This window comes from Amycolatopsis sp. VC5-11, assembly GCF_037034185.1.
GTDB classification, from domain to species: Bacteria; Actinomycetota; Actinomycetes; order Mycobacteriales; family Pseudonocardiaceae; genus Amycolatopsis; species Amycolatopsis nivea.
This window is the reverse complement of record NZ_JBAGKF010000001.1, coordinates 901,672-922,454: the sequence shown is the minus strand read 5'-3', so window position 1 is coordinate 922,454 and position 20,783 is coordinate 901,672. Positions and strand designations below refer to the sequence as shown.

19 protein-coding genes are annotated in these 20,783 nt (G+C 67.4%); 5 read left to right on the top strand and 14 right to left on the bottom strand.

Translation table 11 applies throughout. The features are described from left to right. Positions 1–174 precede the first annotated feature (174 nt). The 3 genes from WA670_RS04565 (at position 175) to WA670_RS04555 (ending at position 2,821) form a co-directional block, all read left to right on the top strand. Entirely contained in the window at positions 175–1,245 is a 1,071-nt protein-coding gene (locus tag WA670_RS04565; protein WP_037809257.1) for an HpcH/HpaI aldolase/citrate lyase family protein, read from the top strand. Then, positions 1,242–2,105, top strand: a complete 864-nt coding sequence (locus tag WA670_RS04560) for an HpcH/HpaI aldolase/citrate lyase family protein (RefSeq protein ID WP_336156986.1) — start codon at positions 1,242–1,244, stop codon at positions 2,103–2,105. The genes WA670_RS04565 and WA670_RS04560 overlap by 4 nt, the downstream gene beginning before the upstream one ends. A 92-nt stretch (positions 2,106–2,197) precedes the next feature. Further along, on the top strand, positions 2,198–2,821 hold the full coding sequence (locus tag WA670_RS04555) for a hypothetical protein (protein WP_336156985.1): 624 nt from the start codon (positions 2,198–2,200) through the stop codon (positions 2,819–2,821). 84 nt (positions 2,822–2,905) lie between these two features. Here the strand turns inward: WA670_RS04555 and WA670_RS04550 are convergent, their stop codons facing one another. Continuing rightward, positions 2,906–3,394 carry a hypothetical protein gene (locus tag WA670_RS04550; RefSeq protein ID WP_336156984.1) on the bottom strand — a complete coding sequence of 163 codons (489 nt, stop codon included), beginning with the start codon at positions 3,392–3,394 and terminating at the stop codon, positions 2,906–2,908. Then, positions 3,394–3,840: a hypothetical protein gene (locus WA670_RS04545; protein ID WP_336156983.1), complete on the bottom strand. Its 447-nt coding sequence runs from the start codon at positions 3,838–3,840 to the stop codon at positions 3,394–3,396. The genes WA670_RS04550 and WA670_RS04545 overlap by 1 nt, the downstream gene beginning before the upstream one ends. A 68-nt stretch (positions 3,841–3,908) precedes the next feature. Between WA670_RS04545 and WA670_RS04540 the strand changes: the two genes are divergently transcribed. Continuing rightward, the gene (locus tag WA670_RS04540) at positions 3,909–5,630 is read left to right on the top strand and encodes a toll/interleukin-1 receptor domain-containing protein (protein ID WP_336156982.1); all 1,722 of its coding nucleotides are present in this window, start codon (positions 3,909–3,911) and stop codon (positions 5,628–5,630) included. On the opposite strand, the gene WA670_RS04535 is transcribed toward WA670_RS04540, so the two are convergent. The 8 genes from WA670_RS04535 to WA670_RS04500 are packed head-to-tail and all read right to left on the bottom strand — an operon-like array spanning position 5,623 to position 13,937. Further along, positions 5,623–7,008 carry an amidase gene (locus WA670_RS04535; protein ID WP_336156981.1) on the bottom strand — a complete coding sequence of 462 codons (1,386 nt, stop codon included), beginning with the start codon at positions 7,006–7,008 and terminating at the stop codon, positions 5,623–5,625. The genes WA670_RS04540 and WA670_RS04535 overlap by 8 nt on opposite strands. Positions 7,009–7,023: 15 nt before the next feature. Beyond that, positions 7,024–7,782 carry an SDR family NAD(P)-dependent oxidoreductase gene (locus WA670_RS04530; RefSeq protein WP_037809250.1) on the bottom strand — a complete coding sequence of 253 codons (759 nt, stop codon included), beginning with the start codon at positions 7,780–7,782 and terminating at the stop codon, positions 7,024–7,026. Continuing rightward, positions 7,779–9,203, bottom strand: coding sequence for an aldehyde dehydrogenase family protein (locus WA670_RS04525; protein ID WP_336156980.1), 1,425 nt, complete (start codon positions 9,201–9,203; stop codon positions 7,779–7,781). Before WA670_RS04525 ends, WA670_RS04530 begins: the two co-directional genes overlap by 4 nt. Continuing rightward, positions 9,196–9,963, bottom strand: coding sequence for an ATP-binding cassette domain-containing protein (locus tag WA670_RS04520; RefSeq protein WP_043831298.1), 768 nt, complete (start codon positions 9,961–9,963; stop codon positions 9,196–9,198). The genes WA670_RS04525 and WA670_RS04520 overlap by 8 nt, the downstream gene beginning before the upstream one ends. Continuing rightward, the gene (locus WA670_RS04515) at positions 9,960–10,694 is read right to left on the bottom strand and encodes an ABC transporter ATP-binding protein (RefSeq protein WP_336156979.1); all 735 of its coding nucleotides are present in this window, start codon (positions 10,692–10,694) and stop codon (positions 9,960–9,962) included. Before WA670_RS04515 ends, WA670_RS04520 begins: the two co-directional genes overlap by 4 nt. After that, the gene (locus WA670_RS04510; RefSeq protein ID WP_336156978.1) at positions 10,691–11,506 is read right to left on the bottom strand and encodes an ABC transporter permease; all 816 of its coding nucleotides are present in this window, start codon (positions 11,504–11,506) and stop codon (positions 10,691–10,693) included. Before WA670_RS04510 ends, WA670_RS04515 begins: the two co-directional genes overlap by 4 nt. Next, positions 11,506–12,450 carry an ABC transporter permease gene (locus WA670_RS04505; RefSeq protein WP_037809230.1) on the bottom strand — a complete coding sequence of 315 codons (945 nt, stop codon included), beginning with the start codon at positions 12,448–12,450 and terminating at the stop codon, positions 11,506–11,508. Before WA670_RS04505 ends, WA670_RS04510 begins: the two co-directional genes overlap by 1 nt. Continuing rightward, entirely contained in the window at positions 12,447–13,937 is a 1,491-nt protein-coding gene (locus tag WA670_RS04500) for an ABC transporter substrate-binding protein (protein WP_336156977.1), read from the bottom strand. Before WA670_RS04500 ends, WA670_RS04505 begins: the two co-directional genes overlap by 4 nt. A gap of 77 nt (positions 13,938–14,014) precedes the next feature. Here WA670_RS04500 and WA670_RS04495 point away from each other — a divergent pair, with 77 nt between their 5' ends. Then, the gene (locus WA670_RS04495) at positions 14,015–14,752 is read left to right on the top strand and encodes a FadR/GntR family transcriptional regulator (protein ID WP_037809227.1); all 738 of its coding nucleotides are present in this window, start codon (positions 14,015–14,017) and stop codon (positions 14,750–14,752) included. Position 14,753: 1 nt separating this feature from the next. Here WA670_RS04495 and WA670_RS04490 read toward each other — a convergent pair whose 3' ends face one another. The 4 genes from WA670_RS04490 to WA670_RS04475 form a co-directional block, all read right to left on the bottom strand. Continuing rightward, positions 14,754–15,353: a class F sortase gene (locus WA670_RS04490; RefSeq protein ID WP_037809225.1), complete on the bottom strand. Its 600-nt coding sequence runs from the start codon at positions 15,351–15,353 to the stop codon at positions 14,754–14,756. Further along, positions 15,353–16,072: a hypothetical protein gene (locus WA670_RS04485; protein WP_336156976.1), complete on the bottom strand. Its 720-nt coding sequence runs from the start codon at positions 16,070–16,072 to the stop codon at positions 15,353–15,355. The genes WA670_RS04490 and WA670_RS04485 overlap by 1 nt, the downstream gene beginning before the upstream one ends. Positions 16,073–16,309: 237 nt before the next feature. Next, positions 16,310–17,341, bottom strand: coding sequence for a trans-sulfuration enzyme family protein (locus tag WA670_RS04480; protein ID WP_134728020.1), 1,032 nt, complete (start codon positions 17,339–17,341; stop codon positions 16,310–16,312). A 146-nt stretch (positions 17,342–17,487) separates the two neighbouring features. Then, positions 17,488–20,703: a penicillin acylase family protein gene (locus tag WA670_RS04475; protein ID WP_336156975.1), complete on the bottom strand. Its 3,216-nt coding sequence runs from the start codon at positions 20,701–20,703 to the stop codon at positions 17,488–17,490. Positions 20,704–20,783 lie beyond the last annotated feature (80 nt).

Genomic DNA, 20,783 nt, shown 5'->3' with positions numbered 1-20,783 from the left:
GGCAGGGCAAGCGGCGCAGTTCCTTACTCCGATCGGCCTAATCAACGCGGTTCCACAGTGGACTTCCGCTGGTCACGGGCGTCACCCGGTTGGCGGGTGAGCTTCGCCGCAGCGGGGGTTCGCGTCTCCGGTTTAGGGTTACCCGTCGGTCAAGTACCCGCCGGGAGGACCAGGATGCGCTCGCCGAAGGACTTCTTCGCCCCGCTCGCCGTCGGAGCGCCGCAACCGCCGCGGCAGATCCCGGTGCGCCCGTCGCGCATGATCCACTTTTTCGATCCGGGCAACGAAAAGATGGCCGCGAAGGTCCCCGACCTCGCGAAGAAGACCGACGTGCTGCTCGGCAACCTCGAGGACGCGGTCCGCGCGGACCGCAAGGAAGCCGCCCGCGCCGGGCTGGTGTCGATCGCGAAGGCGACGGACTTCGGCCGCACGCAGCTGTGGACGCGGGTGAACAGCCTCGACTCGCCGTGGGTGCTCGACGACCTGATCACGCTGGTCACCGAGATCGGCGACAAGCTCGACGTGATCATGATCCCGAAGGTCGAAGGCGCGCAGGACATTCATTACGTCGACCGGTTGCTGGCGCAGTTGGAGGCGCGGGCCGGGCTGACCGAACCGCTGCTGGTGCACGCGATCCTGGAAACGGCGAGCGGCGTGGCGAACGTCGAGGAGATCGCCGGCGCCTCGCCGCGCATGCAGGGCATCTCGCTGGGCCCGGCCGACCTGGCCGCGAGCCGCCGGATGAAGACGACCCGCGTCGGCGGCGGCCACCCGGGTTATCTGGTGCGCACCGACCCGGTCGGCGAGGACCTGAACGAGGGCCGCTCGACGTATCAGCAGGACCTGTGGCACTACACGGTCGCGCGGATGGTCGACGCGTGCGCGATGAACGGAATCCTTCCGTACTACGGGCCGTTCGGGGACATCCGCGACGTGGTGGCCTGCGAGGACCAGTTCCGCAACGCGTTCCTGCTCGGCTGCGTCGGCGCGTGGAGCCTGCACCCGGTGCAGATCGACATCGCGAAGAAGGTTTTCTCGCCGTCCCCCGCCGACGTGGCCTGGGCCCGGCGCGTGATCGCCGAGATGGGCGACGGCACCGGCGCGGTGATGATCGACGGGAAAATGCAGGACGACGCCTCGGTCAAGCAGTGCCGGGTGGTCGTGGAACTGGCTGACGAACTGGCCGCCACCGACCCCGAACTGGCCGCCGCGTACGACGCCGCGACGAAGGAGATCCAGTCATGACCGAACTCCGCCCGCGGCGGTCCGTGCTGTACATGCCCGGCGCGAACGAACGCGCGCTGGAGAAGGCCAAGTCTCTGCCTGCGGATGCGTTGATCCTGGACTTGGAAGACGCCGTCGCCCCCGATGCGAAGGAAGCCGCGCGGGAGCGGGTCTGCGCCGCTGTTGGCACTTACGGCTCGCGGGAAGTGACGATCCGGGTCAACGGCCTGGACACCGAATGGCACGACGCCGACCTGCGCGCCGCCGCTGCCGCCGGCCCCGCCGCGGTGGTGGCGCCGAAGGTGAACTCGGCGGCTGAGGTGCACAACATCGAGCGCGCGCTGGAGCTTGGCGGAGCGCCGGAGCACACGAAGATCTGGGCGATGGTGGAGACTCCGGTCGCGATGCTGCACGCGGAGGAGATCGCGGGAGCGTCGGAAAGGTTGACCGTGCTGGTGATGGGCACGAACGACCTGGCGAAGGAACTGCACGCGGAGTTCGTACCGGGCCGGGGCCCGTTGCTGGGCGGGCTTTCGCTGTGCCTGCTCGCCGCGCGGGCGACCGGGAAGGTGATCCTCGACGGGGTCTACAACGACGTCAAGGACGCTGAGGGCTTCGAGGCGGAGTGCTTGCAGGGGCGGCAGTACGGATTCGACGGGAAGACGTTGATCCATCCTTCGCAGGTGGAGCCGTGCAACCGGGTCTTCGCGCCGTCGGAGGAAGAGATCGACCGGTCACGGCGGATCATCGCGGCGTTCGAGGAGGCTTCGGCTGCGGGACGCGGCGTGGTGACGGTGGATGGGCGGATGATCGAGAACTTGCATGTGGAGAACGCGCGGCGAGTGCTGGCGTTGGCGGAGGCGATCGGGCGGAGTAACTAATCGCCACCTTGAAGAGATCGGAACGTTAGCTACTTTCAATAAGCAATAGGTATCTTCTCCGTGACCGGCTCATCAAGCACGGGGAGGTACTTGTGTCCGGCTGGACCATCGCGCTCATTTTCTATTCAGCAATAGCCATCGCATCTTTCACCCCGACCGCAGTTTCGCTCTTTCGAAAAACAAGCCTGCCACCCGGAGAACCTTTATTCAGTGAATCAACACATTTTTCCGAGCTAGCAAAAATCCGCTTGATTCAACATGAGGATCGAATTCGTGGAGCGTTGACATACTGGAAGTCCAGGGCCGAAAAAGCCCAGACCTTCCGTCACTACTGCCTCGTCTGGGTGACACTTTCGACCGCACTTGTACCGTTCCTCACTCAGGCTGTCACCAATGACCCGACCTCCAAGTGGACAGTCACCATCGTCGGTGCACATGGGTTTATCATGCTGTCTCTCGCGCGAGCATTTCGAGTCGACGAAAACCACAAAGCCTTCCGCAGCGGAGAGTCCGCGTACCTGGACCTTCGCCGCCAAGTTCTGGACACTCCCAAATCGTTCGGGCAAAACGAAGAAGCACAACTTCAAAATTTCTTCGAGTCCGCTGCCGAAATCCGCCGATGGGTCCGCAACGCGGAAACGCACAACTACCCGTCAGTGGAAAACCTTCGCGCAGAGCGTGGCCCTGGCGACGTACCGTCGGACACGATCCGGTAACGTCAAATGCGGCGCTGGCACAGCGCGGCTACGCAGTTTCGATCCGGCGTTAACGGAGCAGCTCCAGAGACCTCCGCCAGCTGTTCAGCAACCGGCAGGAGCGCGACGCGCACTGATTCGATTTCCGCGCGCAGTTCCTCGATGCGTTCCCATTCGTTCTCGTGGTCGATCGGCGCGACGCCGTCCGCGCGGGTGGCGTCCCACGAGCCGAGGCGAGGGTGTCAACGCGCCACCAGCGGGCGCACCGCCCACGTTCAGCATTGTCAGCACGAGCTTTCCGAAGGTGATCGCGTCCGCGCGGCCCCTCGGGGACACTTCCGGGCCGTACTTGCGCAGGATGTCCCGTGTGGTGCCGAACAGCGTGTAGAGACTGCTCAGCGCTTCCCGCGCGAGGCCTTCGTCGCGGCGGAGTTTGACGACTGAGATCCGGGTCGCCAGTTCGACGTACAGCTCCCGCGCTGCTTTCGCTTCCGCCTGATGCGGCGTCCAGGATCCGCTGATCTCGCCGACGAACGGCAGCTTCAGTTTCACCCCGACCTCGCGCGGCCGGAACTGCCTGCTTCGCCTTCCCATCACCGCACCGCCATCAGGAGCGAGCCCGCGCCGGCGAGTTCGGCGAGCCGTTCGGTCGCGTCGCGCAGCAGCACCTGCAGGTCGGCCAGCTCGGCACGCAGCTGCCCAGCCTGGTCCCACGCCCGCTCGTGCTCGAACTGGGACACCCGCGGCGGACGACGCTCGAGGTGGGCGTCGAGGAGCGGATGCCATTTAGCCAGGAACGGGCGCAGTCCGTCATTGAGCAACAGGAATACCACCTGGTGCAAGGAATCCGACGTCAGCGACCGCTCCGGCGGATGCTCGGCCAGTGCCCGGCGCGCTTCGGTGAACACCTGGTAGAGGCTGCTGAGCGCCTCCGACAGCATTCCCTCGTCCGGTCCGAGGCGGACCGCGGAGATCCGGCTGGCCAGTTCGACGTGCAGATTCCAGGCCAGAGACTGGTCAGGTCGCCCGGATACGTCCATGTTCGGCATTCTAGAGAGGTAGGGGCACGATCAGCTGTCCAAAGAGAGCAGGAGGGAGTGCCGGGAGCGTGGACGTCTTCATCAGCTACGACCGTGCGGACGCCGCCGCGGTGCAGCGCATCGTATCGGCCCTGGAAACTGCTGGCCTGCGGGTGTTTCTCGATGTTGAACAGATCCGGCAGTTCGAGTCGATTACAGATCGCTTGCGGCGCGCACTCAGCGAGTCCCGGGTCCTGCTCGCGTACTACAGTCGCAGCTACGGATCTCGACGCGCGTGCCAGGAAGAGTTCACGACAGCGTATCTGGCAGGTCCGGAACACGTGCTGGTCGTGAATCCCGAACCAGGCACCGAACACCTAGCGCCCCGAGAAATTCTCGACGTCCTACTTCCCGGGCATCCCGCACTGAAGCCGGCGTTGGCCGCGTTGGTCGAGGCAGTGCGCGAGCGCGTCGCATCGGTGTCCGGGGCCATCGGGTCGAAGCCATCGCCAGAACGCCTTGGCGAGTTCGCCGCACCGACTAAGTTCACCGGCCGATGGACCGAACTATGGCAACTTCACTCGATCCTCCGTCACGGCGGGACTGCCGTAGTACACGGGCTGGTCGATAGCGGCAAAACCACCCTTGCCCGCGCGTACGTGCAGGAATTCGGCCGCACGTACAACCGGGTCCTCGTGAACGACTGGTCCACCGCACAAGCCGGAGATCTAGTGGTAGCCGAGGATGTCACCGCACCGTTCGACGACTTCAAGGCTCCTGCGGCGTGTCTCGCGCTGACGCGGGATCCACGCCTCGCCAAGCTCGGCACCAGCATTGAATTGGGAGATCTCCGCGAGGACGAATTGGACCTTGATCCGGCGTTACGCATCGCAGCCGAAGGCAGCACTGGGCTGGCCAGGCGTCTTGCTGAGCAATTCTCGAGCAGCACAGACGTCGCACTGGATCGTCTGTACCGGTTCAGGACACCGCTGCTTGACCCAGTGATAGATCGGCTCGCACCGATCGTCGCCGGTCTGGGAGAGGAGGCTTGGGATGTGGTCCGAGTGCTCGTTGCGACTACCCCGGTCCCCCTTCCCCTCGGTGTGATCGCGGGCATTCTCACCGGTGAACACAGACAGGTCGGCGACAGTGGCCTCGACACCGTGGAGAGCTCTGTTACTGGCCTTCTGGCCAGCGGAGTACTCGTCGACAGCGGTCTGGGAGAATTCCGATTGCCAAGGGCGTTTCAGCTCGCGCTACGGCAAGCAGACCATCGGCCCAGCCGTGCGGAGCAGTTGCGGGAGAGAGCCGTGCAGTTCCTTGCGGACCGAGCACGTCCGCGGCCCACAGTTGTCGCCGCGAGGCATCGTTCGACGTTGGACGACGAGGTGCGACGCACTGCGCACCGGATTCTCAACGAGGTGAACAGCCGAGTCGCGCTCCGCGAACTTCCAGACGGAGAGGGCATGCTGCGGGACGCCCTGTCTTCACTGCACACGTTGTTCGACCGGATTCGTCAGATCTGCGGAGACGTCGATCCAGATGCACTACGCCCGTCAACGCTAATCCGGCCTGGCCTAGCAACGCTGACCAGCCGGCTGCAAGAGGACCTTCTGCGGCCATTTCTCGTATACTGGCACCCCAGGCTCGACAACCACCACGACGTACGGCCATCGGGCATCGGCAGCCGCGACCACGAACTAGCTTGGTCACTTCACGCACAACTTCGTTCTGAACTCGGCAAATTGCGGCTGTCCATCTTGGAGGTAGCCGACGAGCTGGCTGTGTTGAGCGGAAACCCGCTTAGCTGACCGGCCAAGGACGCTGATCCCCGCGCAGTTTCTCGAACTCCGCCGCGACCCGCAGGACCTCCAGGTCCGCGAACCGGCGTCCCGCGATCTGCAGCCCGATCGGCAAGCCCTCCGTCGTATAGCCGCAGTTCACTGACACCGCGGGCTGGCCGGACATGTTGTACGGCACGGTGAAAGCGATGTGCTCGAACGGCCGCGTCGGGTCGTTTGTCGGGGATGGCCAGTCGGCGGGCGGGGGCAGGACGGGGCAGGTCGGCGACAGCACGACGTCGTACGGTTCCGTCGCTCGCAGGGCTGCCACGCTGATCGCGTCGATGGCGGCGAAACCTCGGTAAGTGTCCACACCGGACGCATTCGCTCCCCCGGCTGCCCACTCCGCGATGTACGGCAGGACTTGCGCACGCTGTTCCTCCGACAGCGCGGCCAGGTCCGACCAGGCGCGGACTCGCCAGAAGGTGTCCAGGCCGTTCAGGTGTTCGCGGGTCAGGAACGGGGCGACCGGTTCCACGATCGCACCGGCGGAGGCGAACACATCGGCGGCTGCGGTGACCGCGTCGGCGACAGCTGGAGTCACCGGGAGGCCGACGCCGGGGTCGAGGTGCAGGCCGACGCGGAGACCGTTTAGCGAACCCGTCAGGGAAAGCCAGTCGATGGGCTCGGGCGGCAGGCTGAGGTGGTCTCGCGAGTCGGGTTGGGCCAGGACGCTCATCAGCAGGGCGGTGTCGGCGACGGTCCTGGTCAGGGGTCCGGCGACGCGGCCGAGGAAGGGCGGGTCCACCGGGACGCGGCCGAAGCTGGGTTTCAGGCCGACCAAGCCGCACCAACCGGCGGGGAGGCGGATCGAGCCTCCGATGTCGGTGCCTACGTGCAAGGGGCCGTAGCCCGCGGCGGCTGCGGAGGCGGCACCGGCGCTGGAGCCGCCGGGGGTGCGTGTGACGTCCCACGGGTTGCGCGAAGCGGCGTGGAAGCTCGAGAGACCTGAGGTGAGCATGCCGTAGTCGGGCATGGTCGTCTTTGCCAGCAGTACTGCGCCTGACTCGCGTACGCGGGCTGCGGCGGGGGCGTCTGCAGCGGCGGGCTTCAAGGCCGTGGCAGCAGTGCCTAGGGGCGTGGGGACGCCGACGGAGGCGATGTTTTCCTTCAGCGTCAGAGGGACGCCGTCGATGGGACCGGAAGGCTCACCGGCGTGCCAGCGGGCTTCGGACGCCTTCGCTGCTTCGCGCGCTGAAGCGGCGTCGTACGCGTACAGGGCACGCAGTTCGGGTTCGCGGGCGTCGATGCGCGAGAGGACGGCTTCGGTGACTTCGACGGGCGAGAACGTCTGCGCGCGGTACCCGGCTACCAGCTCGTTAGCGGTCAGGTCAGCCAATTCGGTCATCGCGGAACCTCCGATTCACGAAGCGGGTGGGTCAAAGCGGCCGTCGACTGCGGTCCAGCCGCCGTCGACGGCCAGGACGGAGCCGGTGACGAAGGTCGAAGCGTCCGAAGCGAGGTACACGACGGCGCCGGCCAGTTCGTCCGCGCGCGCCCAGCGGCCGAGGGCGCCTTTCTGGGCGTAGGCGTCGTACCAGTCGGGGCGCGCTTTGATCTGTGCGGTCAAGGGCGTCTCGACAACGCCAGGGGCGATGGCGTTGACGCGTACGCCGGACGGTCCGAACTCAGCGGCGGCTGTGCGGAACAGCTGCACTAAGCCGCCCTTCGTCGCTGCGTACGGGCCTTGGCCGGGTTCGACAGTGGTGCCGCGGATCGAGGAAAACCCGATGATGCTTCCCCGGCCCTGCTCGACCATCGGGGCGCCGAACGCGCGCAGCACCTCGAAGGCGACGCCCAGGTTCAGCTCCACCACGCGGTCGAACTCTTCGCGGGTGTAGTCGAGAAGGCGTTTCCGGACGTTGGTAGCTGCGGTCAGCACGACAGCGTCCAGCGGACCCAGTTCAGCAGCAGCGGCTTCGACGGCACCGGGGGCGAGCAGGTCGATCTCGTACGCTTCGCCGACGCCGGTCTCCCGCGCGGCGGCGACGTCCCGGTCCGCGCAGATCACCGACGCGCCGTGCGCAGCCAAAGCTCGGGCGGCTTCGCGGCCGATACCGCTGCCCGCGCCGAGCACGACGGCCCGGCGGCCGTCCATGCGGAACAGTTCGGCGTAGTTCACGGGCGCAGCACCGCCATCCTGGTCACGGTCAGCTCTTCGACGGCGAAGCGCGGCCCCTCGCGGCCGATCCCGGAGTCCTTGACCCCGCCGTACGGCATCGTGTCGGACCGGAAACCCGGCACCTCGTTCACCACTACCCCGCCGACCTCCAGCTCGTCCAGCGCGCGGAACGCGGTCTTCAGCGAGCGGCTGTACACGCTCGCGTGCAAGCCGTACCGCGACGCGTTGACCGCGGCGAAGGCTTCGTCCACATCGGACACTGTGCGCAGGCAGACGACCGGTCCGAAGATCTCCTCGTCCCAGCATTCGACGCCGTCCGGGACATCCGCGAGCACCGTCGGCTCCAGCACGCCGTCGCGCACCGACCCGCCCGCCAGCAACCGGGCACCCGTCGCGGTCGCTTTGTCGACCCACTCGGCGACCCGGGCTGTCGAGCGTTCGTCGATCAGCGCGGACACTCTCGTGTCCGGGGATCGCGGGTCACCAACGGTCACTTCGCCCAGCCGCGCAAGCACTCTGGAGGTGAATTCTTCAGCCACGGAAGACATCACCAGCACGCGCTGTACGGAAATGCAGGCCTGTCCGGACGCGTAGAACCCGCCGCGCAGCACCGCATCCGCAGCCGCGTCGAGGTCGGCGTCCTCGGCGACCACCAGTGCGGCGTTCGAGCCCAGCTCCAGCAGAGTCTTCGTCGGCGCGGCGTCGCGGGCGATCTGGTGGCCGACGGCGGCCGAGCCGGTGAAGGACACCGCGCCGATCCGTCGGTCCGTGACCAGCGCCGATCCGACCGAAGCGTCTCCGGTGACCAGCTGGACCATCGCGGGAAGATCGGTTAGCGAGCGGACCAGGTGCACCAGCCACAGCGTCGCCAACGGGGTTTGCGGCGCCGGTTTCACGACCACCGGACAGCCGGCGGCAATGGCCGGGGCGATCTTGTGCGACGCCAGCAGCAACGGGTAGTTGAACCCGGCGATGCCGACGACCACCCCGATCGGCTTGCGCTTCCAGAACCCGACCAGTCCGTCGCCGGACGGCAGCAGGTCGAGCGGCACAGTTTCGCCGTGCAGCCGCGACACTTCCTCAGCCGCGGCCTCCCAGGTGACGATCGTCCGCGCGACCTCAACCTGGCAGTCGACCAACGGTTTTCCGGTCTCCAACACGAGCAGCTGCTCGAACTCTGCTTGACGTTCGCGAATCGCCGAAGCCACGTCGTTGAGCAAGGTGCGGCGAGTCCGCGAAGGCAGCGAAGCGACTTCGCGAGCCACTGCCACCGCTTCGTCGACAGCACGCGAAGCCAGCGCGGCAGTGCCGACCGGCGCGGTGCCGATCACGCTGCCGTCGTAGGGAAACACGACGTCCGCAGTATCCACTGTGGACACCCAGCCGGGACCGACCGGCAGGCCGTCCGGGTAGTCAGGCATCCGTTTCTCCCTTCAACCGGGCCAGCTCGGTCCGCAGATTCGGCGCGGCGGCCAGCAGTTCCCGGGTGTACTCGTGCTCCGGCGCGGCGTAAACCTGCTCGACCGCACCGATTTCCACGATCTCGCCGCTCCGCATCACCGCGACGCGATCGCACACGTGCCGCACCACGCCGAGGTCGTGCGAGACGAAAATCAACGTCAGCGAGAACTCTTCGACCAGCCGGGCCAGCAGGTCCAGGATCTGCGCGCGCACCGAAACGTCCAGCGCGCTCACCGGTTCGTCCGCGATCAGCACGCTCGGGTTCGGCGCGAGCGCGCGGGCGATCGAAATCCGTTGTCGTTGCCCGCCGGAGAACTGGTGCGGGTACCGCATCGCCGCGTCCTCGGGCAGCCCGACCGCGGTCAGCAACTCCGCGACACGCTCCGGTGACCGGCGGCCGAGCGGTTCGGACACGATGTCCCGCACACGCATCCGCGGATCGAGCGAGCCCATCGGATCCTGGAACACGATCTGCATTTCGCTGCGCAGGAACCGCAGTTTCCGTTCGGGCAGCGAGTCGATCCGCTTCCCCTGGAACGACACCGAGCCCGCGGTCGGCCGGTCCAACGCGGCCAGCAACCGCACCAGCGTGGACTTCCCGGACCCCGATTCGCCGACAATCCCGAACCGCTCACCAGCGGAAACGTCGAAACTCACGCCGCGCAACGCATGCACGTCCCGCCGCGCATACCGTCGTTCCAAATCCCGGACGGAGATCATCGCGCCCCCTCCAGATCGGAAGCCGCGAGCAACCGCTGCGTATAAGAATGCTGAGGCGCGGTCAAAACCTCCCGCGTCGAGCCATGCTCCACAATGGACCCGTCGAGCATCACCAGCACCCGGTCGCACATCTGCGCCACCACCGCCAGATCGTGCGTGATGAACAGCAGCGAGCTCTCCGCCGACAGTCGCTCACGAATCAGGCCGAGGATCTGCGCCTGCACCGTGACGTCCAGCGCGGTGGTCGGCTCGTCGCAGATCAGCAGTGCCGGGTCGTTGGCCAGCGCGATCGCCAGCACCACCCGCTGCCGCTGCCCGCCGGACAGCTGATGCGGATACGCCCGCGCGACGTCCGGCAACCCGACCGCGGCCAGCAGTTCCTCCGCCGGACGCCCGCGACGGCCGTGCACCCGGAACGGCTCGGTGACCTGCCGTCCGATCCGCATCGCCGGGTTCAGCGCCGTCATCGGCTCCTGGAACACCATCGCCATCCCGTTGCCGCGCAACCGGGACAGCTCCTTTTCCGACGCTCCGAGCAGCTCGCGATCGTCCAGCCGCACCGAACCGGTGGCCGACAATCCTTCCGGCAGCAGGCCCAGCACGGACAGCGCGGTGAGCGATTTCCCGGACCCGGATTCGCCGATCAGGCCAACCCGCTCGCCCGCGCCCAGCTCGAACGAAACCCCGCGCACCAGGTCCGTGACCTGCAGGTTCTCCACGGTCAGCGTCATACCCGCGCCGCCAATCGGGGGTCGAGACGGTCGCGCAGACCGTCGCCGAGAAGGTTGAAACCGAGCACTGCCACCGCGATCGCGACGCCGGGCACGAGCGCCAGCCGCGGATGCGCGGTGAGCAGCTCCTGCGATTCCTGCAGCATCCGGCCCCACGACGGCGTCGGCGGCCGCGTGCCGAAGCCGAGGAACGACAACGCCGCTTCGGCCAGCACCGCGATCGCGAACGACACCGACGCCTGCACGATCAGCAGCCCGCCGATATTCGGCATTACGTGCGACCAGGCGATCCGCGTCCGCGACCGCCCGCCCGCCCGCGCCGCGAGCACGTATTCGCTGCTCATCACCTGCAGCGAGCCCGACCGCGCGATCCGGGCGAACGACGGGATGGTCGCGATGCCGATGGCGACCATCGCGGTGAGCGTGTCCGCGCCGAACACCGCGCCGAACATGATCGCCAGCAGCAGTGCGGGAAACGCGAGCACCAGGTCGTTCACCCGCATCACGAACTCGCCGAGCCACCGCGGGGCCATCGCCGCCAGCACGCCCAGCGGCGTGCCGATCACCGCTGCGATGCCGACCGCGACGACGCCGACGTACAACGTCGTTCGCGCGCCGACGAGGAGCTGACTGAAGACGTCGCGCCCGAATTTGTCCGTGCCGAACAGGTGCTCGGCCGAGAAGCCCAGCAGCCGGTCCGCCGCGTTGACCTGCACCGGGTCGTACGGCGTCCAGACGAACGACACCAGCGCGGCCACCACGACGAGCGCGACCAGTATCCCGCCGAGCAGGAGATTTCCGTTGCGGCGCATCAGGACCCCCGCAGTCTCGGGTCGAGCACCGAATAGAGCACGTCGACCACGAAGTTCACCAGCAGCACCCCGGCCACCAGCACCAGCACGATCCCTTGCACGGTCAGCAAATCGCGCTGCGCGACCGCGTCCAGCAGCATGCTGCCGAGCCCGGGCAACACGAACACCCGCTCCACCACGACCGCGCCGATCAGCAGCGTCGTCAACTGCAGGCCCAGCACGGTGACCACCGGGACGGACGCGTTGCGCAACCCGTGCCGGAACAGCGCCTGACCAGGCAAGAGTCCCTTGGACCGGGCGGTGCGGAGGTAGTCCTGGCCGAGCGTGTCGAGCACCGCCGAGCGGACGTAGCGCGTGAGCACCGCGCCCTGCACGAGACCGAGCGACAACGCCGGAAGGATCAGTCCGCGCAGGAATTCGCCCGCGTTCTGGTCTGGTGGCGTCCATCCGCCGCTCGGCAGCCAGCGCAGCTGCACGGCGAAAATCTGCACCAGGATGATCCCCGCGAGGAACGCCGGGATCGCCACGCCGACCTGCGACAGCCCGGAAACCGCGACACCGCTGGCTTTCCGGTGCCGCACCGCGGCGAACGCGCCAGCCGGGAGAGCGATCACCAGCGCGACGATCATTCCCGCGCCCACCAGCCACAACGTGACGCCGAGCCGGTCGAGCAACTGCGGGCTGATCGCCTCGCGCGTGACGTACGACCGGCCGAAGTCGCCGTGCAGCACCCCGCCCATCCAGCTCAGGTACTGCTCGACCAGCGGCCGGTCGATGCCGAATTCGGCGCGGGTCTTCGCGAGCAGTTCGGGCGTCGCGTTCACGCCGAGCGCGACCTGCGCCGGATCGCCCGGCAGCACCGCCATGAACAGGAACACCACAATGGACGCCACGAACAGGCTCACCGCGAACACGGCCACCCGCCGCAGCACGCGCGCGGTCATGCCGGCCTCACCCCGGTCAGATCGAAGGACTCGCTGACCTGGTTGCGCGCGAGCCCGGTCACCTTCTTCTTGGCGACCACGACGTTCGGGAACAGGAACAGCCAGTCCGCGGCCGCGTCGGCGTTCAGCTGCCGCGCGACCTCCTTCATGTCGCTCACCTGCTCCTGCGGGGTGCCGCTGTCCGCCGCGGCGAGCAGCTGCTGCACGCGTTTGTTGTCGTAACCCCAGTAGTACTTGGGTTTTCCGAACGTCGAGATGTCGCGGGCTTCGACGTGCTGGATGATCGACAGGTCGTAGTCGTGGTCGGTGAAGACCTGCTTGAGCCACACCGCCGGGAAGTCGAGCGGTTCGATCGTCGCGGTGACCCCGACGTCCGCCAGCTGCGACTGCACCACCTGCGCCGCCGACACCGCGTACGGCAGGTTCGGAATCCGCAGCCGCAGCTTCAGATCGTGTACACCCGCCTCGGCGAGCAGCTGTTTCGCCTTCGCCGGGTCGTAGGAATAGGCCTTCGACAGGTCCTCGTACCACGGGTCAGTGGGCGGGACCATGCTGCCGATGAGCGTGCCGCGACCGCTGAACACCAGGTCCAGCACGGCTTTCCGGTCGATGGCGTAGGTGAGCGCGCGGCGGACGCGCACGTCGTTCAGCGGCGCGCGCCGGCCGTTGAACGCCAGCGTGACCTCGCTGTTCGTGGTGCCCTGCTGCACGGTGAACCGGTCGTCGCCCTGGAACTGCGGGATCGAATCGGCCGACGTGAGATTGGAGATCACGTCGATCCCGTTGGACAGCAACGCGTTGTTGAGCGCGGTCGGATCGGCGAAGTACTTGAGCACGACCGTGCGATACGCCGGTTTCCGTCCCCAGTACCGCGGATTCTCCCGCAGGACAATGGAATCGCCGCGACGACGCGAGGCCACCTCGTACGGTCCGGTCCCGACCGGATGGTTCGCCAGATCCGCGACGCCGGTCGGGCTGAACATCGCGCCGAGCCTGCTGGTGAGGCTGAACAGCCAGCCGTTGCTCGGTTTCGCCAGCACGACGCGTGCGTGATCCGGCGCGACGACCTCGACGTGGTCCACGACGTCCATCGCCGACTTGATCGAGATCGTCCAGTCGGTCTTCACCCGCATCAGCGAAAACTGGACGTCGGAGGCGGTGAACGGCGCTCCGTTGCTGAACTTGACGCCCTGCTGGAGCTGGAAGTCGTAGGTCTTGCGGTCCGGGCTGATCGTCCAGGACTTCGCGAGCAGCGGCACGATCCGGCCCTGCGGATCGAGCTTCACCAGGCCCTCGTAGACGTTGTAGAGCAGCGCCTGCGGGATGGCCACGCCGTCGGAATGAGTGAAGTCGAAGTTGGCCGGTTCCGCCGTGTACCCGACGGAAAGCGTGTCCGGACCTGGGGAAACACTCGCGCTGGAGCCTGCCGAGCAGCCGGACGTCACGAGCAGCAGTGCCAGTGCCGCCGCAGTGCTCCGGGCTTTCATTCCGCCTCCTGCTCAGTACACTGGTCTGACCAGTAACTCGGACAGCAGACTCGCATCCGGAAGACACCGAGGTCAAGATGAAGTTCGAACCGGTGGCTCCGGTCCGCGCCTACGAGCGGATCGTCGAGCAGATCGAGGAGGCCGTGGTCAGCGGCCGCCTCAAGCCCGGCGAACGGCTGCCCGGCGAACGGGAGCTGATGACGCAGTTCGGCGTCGGCCGCTCGACCGTGCGCGAGGCGCTGCGGGTTTTGCAGGCCGCCGAGCTGATCCGGTCGCGACCGGGCGATCCGCGCGGACCCGAGGTGCTGGCCGCGTCCCCGGGCGCGCTGCACCGGTCGATGCACCGGCTGGCGCGCGCGGAACACGTCGGACTGGCGGAACTGCTGCAATTCCGGATGGTGCTCGACGGTTCGTCGCACCTGCTGGCCGCGGAACTGCGCACCGCCGAGGATTTGACCGCGCTCGACGGCGCGTTGGAAGGAATGGCGGAGGCGGACGGATACGCCGAATTCAGCCGCGCCGACGTCGCATTCCATGACGTCATTGCCCGGGTGTCCCGAAATCCGCTGCTGGTGGTGAGCGGCGAAGTGGTCCGCGGCGTGGTGCTGGAATTGATCGAGGACAAACTCAGCCACGCCAACGACCGCGGCACGCTGATGCGTTCCTGGCTGCGCCACCACGAAGAGGTGCTGAACGCGATCCGCGCCGCCGACGGGGAGTCGGCGGCGCGGCTGGCGCGGCAAGCGCTGTATGACAACTACTCGGAGTACGTGCCGAAGGAGCAGCGAACGCTGCTCACCCCGTTGCTGACCTGAGTCAGGAGACCAGGTTCGCGTACACCACGATGTTGTCCTTGTAGCTGTGCTCGGCGTGGTCGAACACGCCGCCGCAGGTGATGAGGCGCAGCTGCGGCTTGTCCGTGTTGCCGAAGACGGCCTGGGTCGGGAACGTGTCCTTGGGGACCTGGTCCTTGTGGTCCACGACGAACTTCAGCTTCTTGCCGTCGCTGCGTTCGATGTCGATCTCGTCGCCCGGGTTGACGTCCTTGAGCTTGTAGAAGATGCCCGGCTTGTGGTTGCCGTCGACGTGCCCGAGCACGATCGCCGGGCCCACGTCGCCCGGCACCGGCGAGAGCCGGTACCACGCGGCCTGCATCGGGTTCTTCACCGACGGCACCGAAATCTGCCCGTCCTTGTTCGGCAGGACGGTGATCAGCGACGATTTCGCGCCGATCTTCGGGATCTCGACCGAGGTCGGCCGCAGTCCGGTGAACGGCTTGGTCACCGGGACCGCCGCACTGGCCGGAGCCTGCGCGGCGGGCGCCGCCGGGGCGTCCGAACCGCCGCACGCGCTCAGCGAGAGGGAGAGGAGCAGAGCGCCCGCGAGAGCGACGCCCTGCCCGTACTTCCTGGTCATCAGGCGGCCATGCCCCCGAAGCCGGTCTCGATGCCGTGCTTCGGCGCGTACTTCACCTGCGAGCCGCCCTGGCCGCCGGTGGTGCCGGCCGAACCAGCGCCCGCGCCGCCCGCCGGGGGAAGCGTGCCGCCGTCGGTCGGCTTGCCGCCGCAGGTCCACTCCGCGCGCACGGTGCCGCTGTCGAAGGAGACGCCGTCATGGCGCTTGACGAGCCACTCCCAGTAGCGACCGTCGGTCTCGTCCTGGTGCGGGCCCTCGAGGAGGTCGAAGTCGTTGGAGCGCAGGCCGGTCGGCTCGCCCGCCGCGCACGCGATCACGACGACGCCGAGGTTCTCGTCGAGGTCGACGCCGTAGCCGGTGTCGTCGACGTACGGCGGCTCTTCCGGAGTGGAGGTCTCCGAGGAGGTCGGCGTGGTCGGCTTGCTGGTGTCAGTCGGCTTGCCGGTCTCGGTCGGCTTGCCCGTCTCAGTCGGCTTGCCGGTTTCGGTCGGCTTGCCGGTCTCCGTCGGCGCGCCGGTCTCGGTCGGCTTGCTCGCCTCGGTCGGCTTGCCGGTCTCGCTGGCCGGGGCCTCCGAGGTGGGAGCCGTCTCGCCCGAGGTGGCCGGAGCCGAGGCCGAGGTTTCCGGCGCGGTCTCCGCGTTCGCGGCGGGCACGACGGTGAGGCTGATCAGGGCGCCCGCGAGCACTGCGCCCGCGAGTCTGCCCAGGGTCTTCTTCAAGATGATTACCCCTCTGAGGAAAAGCGCGATGACCCCCACCGCGCGTGCTGATCCTGCCGAACATTCAGCACATAGGGGTAACCCTTTAGCTGGTGATTAATGACACGAGGGAAAGCGGTAACGAACGCCTTCTCGGTAGCGATGATTCCGCCCGATCGCCGGGAATCCGGCCCGTCGTGCCCATACCGTAACAGTTGCGAGGCAACCCGCACAGCCCTCGTTAAAGAATGGCGGAAATCAGCCGAGCGCGGTCAGCAAATCCCGCCACAGGTCTTCCGGGTCTTCCAAACCGATCGAAAACCGGATGAGCCCCGGCGGCACGCGTTCCTCGCCGGGCAGCCACGCACGCCGTTCCACCAGGCTTTCCACCCCGCCGAGACTGGTCGCGGGCCGGATCAACCGGACGCTCGCGCACACCTTGTCCGCGGCGTCGGCATCGGCGACCTCGAACGCCGCCATCATCCCGAAACCGGGGTAGCGGACCTTGGTTACCGCCGGGTGTTCCGCCAACCGGGACACCAGCAATTGCGCGGTACGAGTTTGCTCGGCAAGACGAACCGGAAGCGTCCGCAAACCGCGCAACGCGAGCCACGCTTCAAGCGCACCCGGCGTCGCGCCGACCCGAGTCCGCGCCGCGCGAAGTTCGTCCACAATGTCCTGATCGGCCGCAACCGCGACGCCGAGCAGAAGGTCGCTGTGTCCGCCGATGAGCTTCGTCGCGCTGTGCACAACAATGTCCGCGCCGAGCGACAGCGGTTGCTGATGCAGCGAAGTCGCGAAGGTGTTGTCGACGACTACGCGTCCCCTCGTGCCGCGCGCGATGGTCTCGATCTCCATCACGTCGAGCGTCGGGTTAGTCGGCGATTCGAGCCACAACAGATCGGCGTCGCAGTCGAGCCACGCTTGCGTGTCCGTCGGCTCCAATTCGGTGACCGTGAGCCGACCGAGCTGCTGCGCGTGCTTCAACGCTCCGCGCGTGACGGCGTAACTGAACGACGGAACCGCGACCGTCGACCCGACCGGCAACGAATCCAGCACGGCGGACAACGTCGCGACGCCAGACGCGAAGGAGACCGCGGTGCCGCCTTCAAGGGATCCGACGACCTCTTCGAAAGCGTCCCAGGTAGCCGTGCCGTCGGAGCGGGAATACACCGCGTCGCCGCCGGCCTCGAAGGTGCTCGTGGCCACGATCGGCGTGTTCAGCGGCTCGCCAGGGCCGTGCGGCCGGCCCGCCGCGATCGCGCGGGTCCGCGGAGTCCAGTCGTCCATGCGGACACGGTAACTTCGCGACCGCCGAAACGGCAGGCGACGAATGTCACCAGGTGGTCAGCCGTTCCACAAAGTGGGCAATACCCAGAGCACAAGAACCGCCCCGGCCGATCCTGCTGGCCGGGGCGGTTCCGCAACGACTGCGGTCAGTGCGCGTAAACCTCGAACTCATACAGCGAATACCCGTACTTGGTCCCGCGCGTGACTCCCTGCATCCGAACGAACCGCGCGTCCGAAGGCGCGAACGAGACGTTGTCCGCCCCGCCGTTCCCGTCTGTCACCACAGCCGCGTCGTGCCAGTCGGTGCCGTCGGTAGACAGCTGGATCTTGTATCCCTTCGCGTATGCCTTCTCCCACGACAGCACCGCTCGCGAAACCTTCTGCACCGAGCCGAGGTCCACGGTGATCGACTGGTTGTCGCTCCAGTCGCTCGCCCAGCGGGTGCCGGGGTTGCCGTCGACGGCGTTCGAGGCCGGGGAGTTGTAGAAGCCGGTTTCCGCGCTGGAAGCGTTCACCGGCTTGCCCGCCGCGAGGTTCGAGACGTTGTCGCCGCGATGCGCCGGGTACTCGACGACCTGCTGGAACGTCGGCCGGTTCTGCGTGCTGATCTTGCCGTGCGCGATGCCGCCCAGCGGACGCTGGATGATCGTGTCCGCGCACCACTGGTCGCCCGCCGAGCAGTCGGCATCGCCCGGGTACACCGTGTTCGCGGGCTGGCCGGCGGCCGCGGTCAACGAATCGACCAGGGTCTGGCGGCAGGCGGTCAGGTCGCCGCCGCCGCAGAACTTCGCGCCGAGCGGACCCGCGACCGGCTGCCCGAGCGCGGTGCGGATGTCCTTGCTGACGTAACCCCACCAGCCGTGCTGGTACGCCGAACCCTGGTGCGGCTGCCCGACGTGCTTGCCCGGCGTCTCGTTCTGGAAGCCGGACGGGCTCTCGTTGATCTGCAGCACGTTCGTCATCGCGCCGAACGCGTCGTCGCCCATCGCCGGCTTGAACTCGCCGGTGACCAGCAGCGGCCACCACGCGTCCATGATCCGGATCGCGTCCGCGTCGTTGTAGGTCTTGCTGCCCGGACTGGACTCGACGCGCTGGTGTCCGTGCTGCATCCACGTCTTCAGCTTCGCCTCGGCGTCTGCCGCGGCACCGGTGAGCGGAGCCTTGTCCAGCACCTGCAACAACAGCGGCAGCACCTTCTCCGCCCGCAGGTCAGCCAGCGCCGCGTCCTCCATCGCCTGGGTCAGGTTCACCCGGGTCACCTTGGTGCCGCTGGAAAGCAGCGCCTTGACCCGCGCGTCGAGCAGATCGCCGCGGTGCACGGCGGACTTGTCCGCACCGCCGGACGCGTAGCCGTTGGACTGCGCGTTGTTCCAGCTGATGTAGTAGTCCTGATTCACCGACTGCGGATGCTCCGACGCGGGCGTGTAGTCCGCCTTGTTGCCCGCCGGGTTCCAGCCCTTCCAGTCGAACCCGCGATCGCCCCACGCGGGCATCATCGGGTCCACAGTGGAATTGCGCACCGGGTTCGCGCCGGAGTTGAAGTACGCGATGTCCTTCGAATCCGCGTAGAACCAGTTGAAGGTGAAGTTGACGTCGTTCGCGGCGCGCTGGAAGTCCGCGGCCGATTTGACGAAGCCCGGGTCGTTGAACTCCTGGAACCCGATCAGCGAATCCACCTCGTGGAAGTACGAGGACCGCAGCGACGAGTACGCCACCGGCTTCCCGTCCACCGTCGCCCGCGAGGTCACCGGGCCGTACTTCGTGCGGTAGCTGCGCAGGGTGTAGGACCCGGCGGCGGTGCCGTCCGCGACCGTCGGCGACCAGGCGTTCTTGCGCTCCACGGTGTCCATCGGGAGGCATTTGCCCTGGTAGAGGTAGTAGTTCGAGTCCTTTGTGGCCGGTTTGCCGCTCGGGTCGCACAACGGCAGCGCGTAGGTGTCGATGATGTCCTGCGCGGCGGTCGTCGCGCTCCACGAGTAGTCCTGGCCGCGCCCGAGCAGCACGTACATGCTGAGCCCGGCGAACGACGCGCCCCGCGCGCTGATGCCCGGACCCTGGATTTCCTGCAGCAGCAACAGCTGCGGCGCGAAGTACCCGGTCTGCGGACCGAACACGGCGACCGGATGCCCGCTGGCGGTCTTCGCACCGGACACCAGCAGCGCGTTGGACATGCCGTGCTTTTCCTTGAGCATGTTGCCCGGCAGCACGCCGTTGTCGAACATGCCGCGCGCGGACTCCTGGTCCTTCGGCGCGGCGACCTTGACCTTCGGCTGCGCGGCGGCGGCCGAACCGGTCGGGTCGAACACGAGCTGCTGGTTCGTCACCGAGCCCTTGTCCGGCAACGCCGCGCCCTGCGGGTTCGCCGGAGTGTTGCCGTACGGGAAGTTCTGCCCGTCGTGCAAGGTCTTCACGGCCTCGGGATCGTCCGCGGCGCGCAGACTCTGCCACACCTTTTCGCCCTGCTCGACGCCGTACTTCTCCTGCAGCGCCAGCTTCGCGACCGCGTTCTGCACCTCGCCGCCACCGCCGGCGCCGAACTGCGCGCCGACCACCGAGGCGAGCACGACGAGGTCGGTGAGCTTGAACGGTTCGATGGTGCCCGCGTTCGTGATCGCGTCGACGTGTCCGGTCAGCACGTACTCGCCCGGGAAGTACCGGCCGTTGTGCGAATCGGTGATGTATTTGTTGATGCCTTCGATGTACGCCTGCGCGTCGGCGAGACCCTGCTTGCCGCGCGGACCGCTCGCCGCCACCGCGTCGATCTGCTGCTGCAGCTCGTCCTCGGTGTAGGGCGCGGAGGCGAAGAAAGACTGCTCCAGCTCGCGGTTCGCTTCCGCGCCGCCCGCGTACGACGTCAGCTGGCCGCGGCCGACGCGACGCATGATGTCCATGAGCCACAAGCGATCCTGCGCCGCGGCGTATCCCGCGCCGTATTCGGTGCCGGACCGCGTCGTGCCCTGGATGTGCGGGACGCCGGTGGCCTTGTCGCGCGTGATCGTCACGTCGTCGCGCGGTTTGATCGTGCTCGCGACCTGGTCGGCGGGCACCCCGAAGGAGGAGTCGTTGAAGAATTTGCCGATGGTGTCGGTCGTCAGGGTCTTGTACCCGCCCGCCAGATCGGCGTATTTGCCGAGCTGGTCGTCGGCGTGCCCGGGCTGGGTGCCGAACGCCTTGTTGGCGAGGATTTCGGCGAGCGTCGCGCTGCCGTTCTCGCCCGGCGGGAGGATGTCGTTGCACTGGCCAGCGCAATAGTCGTTGCCGGGCAACGCGGCGGAAGCCGGTGCCGCGGTCCCGATCTGCACTAGCCCGGCCGTGAGCACGGCTACCGCGCCCGCGGCCAGGATGGGAATGCGTCGTCGCATGCCACAGCTCCGTCCACGAAGGATGCCCCAGGGTGACCCAGCGCACGCTACCGACGGGTAGTGCACATGTGAAGAGTTTT